5 protein-coding genes are annotated in these 3,648 nt (G+C 44.4%); 4 read left to right on the forward strand and 1 reads right to left on the reverse strand.

Going from position 1 to position 3,648, the window contains the following annotated elements; translation table 11 throughout:
- The 4 genes from waaC to ACTHUE_RS13030 form a co-directional block, all read left to right on the forward strand.
- A partial coding sequence (gene waaC / locus ACTHUE_RS13015; protein WP_440423666.1) for a lipopolysaccharide heptosyltransferase I occupies positions 1 to 884 on the forward strand: 884 nt, incomplete at its 5' end.
- A gap of 186 nt (positions 885 to 1,070) precedes the next feature.
- Positions 1,071 to 1,820 carry an electron transfer flavoprotein subunit beta/FixA family protein gene (locus ACTHUE_RS13020; RefSeq protein WP_003686610.1) on the forward strand — a complete coding sequence of 250 codons (750 nt, stop codon included), beginning with the start codon at positions 1,071 to 1,073 and terminating at the stop codon, positions 1,818 to 1,820.
- 10 nt (positions 1,821 to 1,830) lie between these two features.
- Positions 1,831 to 2,763, forward strand: a complete 933-nt coding sequence (locus ACTHUE_RS13025) for an electron transfer flavoprotein subunit alpha/FixB family protein (RefSeq protein WP_049335686.1) — start codon at positions 1,831 to 1,833, stop codon at positions 2,761 to 2,763.
- Positions 2,764 to 2,824: 61 nt separating this feature from the next.
- Positions 2,825 to 3,436, forward strand: coding sequence for an IMPACT family protein (locus tag ACTHUE_RS13030; RefSeq protein ID WP_440361243.1), 612 nt, complete (start codon positions 2,825 to 2,827; stop codon positions 3,434 to 3,436).
- Positions 3,437 to 3,490: 54 nt separating this feature from the next.
- On the opposite strand, the gene ACTHUE_RS13035 is transcribed toward ACTHUE_RS13030, so the two are convergent.
- Positions 3,491 to 3,648 (reverse strand): DUF4298 domain-containing protein (locus tag ACTHUE_RS13035; protein ID WP_440402823.1); only part of this gene is annotated, 158 nt, incomplete at its 5' end.

The following is a 3,648-nucleotide window of genomic DNA, read 5'->3' on the forward strand; positions in this document are numbered from 1 at the left end:
CTGAGGTAGAGCTCCATTGGCTGTGTGAGGCAGGGTTTGCAGATATTGCCCGCTTACATCCTTTTGTCAAAAAGGTTCATGTAATGAAATGGCGGCAGTGGCGCAAACACCTTTTTCAGGCTGAAACATGGCGTGAAATAGGCCGTCTGAAAACGGATTTACAGGCTGAATCTTTTGATTTTGTTTTAGATAGTCAAGGACTGATTAAAAGCGCATGCTTTGCCAAAATGGCGAAATCCCCTATTTACGGTTTGGATAAACACAGCGCGCGTGAAAGTTTGGCTGCCTTTGCATACAGTAAAACATTTGCCGTACCGAAAGGTAAAAATGCGGTCTGGCGAAACCGTGAATTATTCGCCCAAGCATTTGGTTATACAATGCCTGAAACGCAGGTATTTGGTTTGTTGGTTCCTGAATCAGGCCGTCTGAAAAATTTGCAATCCCCCTATTACGTTGCTTTGCATGCAACCAGTCGCGACAGTAAATTATGGCCGGTAGAACACTGGTATGCATTATTGAAAAAGTTGAATGAAGAACAACAATGCAATGTGTATCTGCCATGGGGAAATGAAACCGAAAAAATGCGTGCCGAACAGATTGCAAGCGATTTACCGTTTGCTTCGGTTTGCGACAAAATGAATTTATTACAGGCTGCATTTTTATTGAAAAACGCAGAGGGTATTATTGGCGTAGATACCGGATTGTTGCATCTTGCCAATGCGTTGGAAAAGCCTGTTGTAGGAATTTATACAGATACAGATCCGGCCAAGACCGGCGTTCAAGTTTCGGCTTATGCAAAAAATTTAGGTGGTATTGCTCAAATTCCCAATGTTGACGAGGTTTATCAAACCTTGATGGATTGTATTGCAGCGTACGGTAAATAATTGCTGGAGGGGGTGGATTTATTTTCTGAGTAAATGCTTTAGAAATGATATAATTCCGCTCTATTTGCCAAGATTTATACAAATTTGGTTTTATCATGTTGGTGAAAGATCGAATTGGATTTTATATAAAGAATGTATCAAAAGCAGTATGCTTGATTTGATGGACATTCTTTTTAGGAGAATTGAATGAAAGCACTGGTCGCAGTAAAGCGCGTAGTGGACTACAACGTCAAAGTTCGTGTGAAAGCCGATGGTTCCGATGTGGATATCGGTAATGTTAAAATGTCGATGAACCCGTTTGATGAAATCGCAGTAGAAGAAGCTGTCCGTCTGAAAGAAGCCGGAAAAGTAAGCGAGATTGTTGCTGTTTCTCTTGGCGAGAAAAAATGTGAAGAGACGTTGCGTACTGCTTTGGCGATGGGTGCCGACCGTGCGGTTCACGTTGAGACTGATGCGAAGTTGGAGCCTTTGGCTGTTGCTAAATTGCTGAAAGCTGTTGCGGATAAAGAAAATCCGCAAATTTTACTGTTGGGCAAACAGGCAATTGACGATGACGCCAACCAAGTTGCCCAAATGCTGGCTGCGTTGTTGAATGCGGCTCAAGGTACTTTTGCATCAAAAGTGCAAATTGAAGGCGAAGAAGCATTGGTAACCCGTGAAATTGACGGCGGCGAAGAGACTGTTGCATTGAAGCTGCCTGCGGTCATCAGTGCAGATTTGCGTTTGAACGAACCACGTTTTGTCAAACTTCCTAATATCATGGCGGCAAAGAAAAAGCCTTTGGAAAAATTAAGTCCTGCCGATTTGGCTGTGGATATTTCTCCACGTTTGAATACCGTGAAATTTGCCGAACCTAAAGCACGTCAAGCCGGTGTAAAAGTGGCTGATGTTGCCGAATTGGTTGAAAAGCTGAAAAACGAAGCCAAAGTGATCTAAGGAGTATGAAATGAGCGTATTGATTATTGCGGAACATAATAACCAACATTTGAATCCTGCCACTTTGCATGCGGTAACGGCTGCTACTAAATTTGGTAATGTAGATTTATTGGTTGCCGGCAGTAATGCTGCTGCGGTGGTTGAAGAGGCAAAACAGGTTGCAGGCGTAGTGAAAGTTTTGGTAGCCGATGCGCCCTATTACGCTGAAGGTTTGGCAGAAGAATTAGCGCCTTTGGTTGTTAAACTGGCTGCGGATTACCGCTATGTGGCTGCGACTGCAACTGCGTTTGGTAAAAATCTGTTGCCCCGGGTTGCTGCCCTGTTGGATGTACCACAAGTTTCCGATTTAACCGAAGTTGTGGATAACTCGACATTTGTCCGTCCGATTTATGCCGGTAATGCATTTGAAACCGTTCAATCCAATTCTGAAAAACTGGTGCTGACTTTCCGTGCAACCGCATTTGATGCTGCCGGACAAGGCGGTAATGCAGAAGTGGTCAATGTTGAGGCAACGCCTGCTCAAAACCTGAGCCGTTTCGTAAACCGTCAACTTTCCCAGTCTGACCGCCCTGAATTGACTCAGGCAAAAGTGATTGTTTCCGGTGGCCGTGCATTGGGTAGTGCGGAAAAATTCAATGAAGTATTGACTCCTTTGGCTGATGTTTTGGGTGCGGCGATTGGGGCATCCCGTGCAGCAGTGGATGCCGAGTATGCGCCAAACGATGCCCAAGTCGGACAAACCGGTAAAGTGGTTGCGCCGCAACTGTACTTTGCTATCGGTATTTCCGGTGCTATCCAACACGTTGCCGGTATGCAGGACAGTAAAGTAATTGTTGCCATCAACAAAGATGCTGACGCTCCGATTTTCAATGTGGCAGATTACGGCTTGGTTGGTGATTTGTTTGAAGTTGTACCTCAACTGACTGAAGCACTGAAAAACTAATGTTTCACGTGAAACGTTCAGACGGCCTTTTATAACAAAGGCCGTCTGAAAATATTTTGGCATGATTACGACCTATAAAACCATTACCACACCGACACAGGCTGAATTTAAAGATAAAGGTAGTCGCTTCATTGCATACGCCTATCCGATTCGCACTTTGGCCGATGTAAAGAAGTATCTAGACCCATTAAAGGAAGAACATCACAAGGCACGACATTGGTGCTATGCCTATCGATTGGGTGTGGATGGAATGCAGTTTCGCGCAAACGATGATGGAGAACCGTCCGGAAGTGCAGGCCGCCCTATTCTGGGACAGATTGATTCTGTCGGCGTAACGGATGTGTTAGTTGTGGTTGTGCGCTATTTTGGCGGTACGCTATTGGGTGTTCCCGGTTTGATTCATGCTTATAAGGAATCAACGGCTCAGGCACTGGCAATAGCTGAAGTTGTTGAAAAGAATGTCGAAAAGATAGTTTGGTTGAAGTGTGAATATCCTGTTTTGAATGAGGCTATACGGATTGCCAAACAATATCAGGCCGATATTGTGGAACAGGATTTGCAACTGGATTGTAAGTTGACAGTGAAAATAGCGTTGGCCGATTATGAAGCTTGTATTGCTGCTTGGAAAAATACGCGCCAAATTGAAATAGATACTGAAAAGCCGTTTGAATAAAAGGTCGTCTGAACATATTTGAGAAATCAAAAGTTTCAGACGGCCTTTGAAGTTTTAGCCTTGGTATCTGTCTAAAGCATTTACACTTGAGCGCAGGTGTTCCCAAGCCAGTTGATGAAATTCCCCCAGTGCGTTCCATAGGGCATCTTCGCTCATAATGCTGTATTCGCCCTGTGTACGCAAATCAACATCTGCCCCTTCTTCAATGGCTT

The organism is Neisseria sp. P0021.S005, assembly GCF_051956955.1.

Excerpts from the sequence above, each read along its gene's own strand:
- ACTHUE_RS13020 (WP_003686610.1), top strand. The coding sequence starts at position 1,071 with ATGAAAGCACTGGTCGCAGTAAAGCGCGTAGTGGACTACAACGTCAAA.
- ACTHUE_RS13025 (WP_049335686.1), top strand. The coding sequence starts at position 1,831 with ATGAGCGTATTGATTATTGCGGAACATAATAACCAACATTTGAATCCT.
- ACTHUE_RS13030 (WP_440361243.1), top strand. The coding sequence starts at position 2,825 with ATGATTACGACCTATAAAACCATTACCACACCGACACAGGCTGAATTT.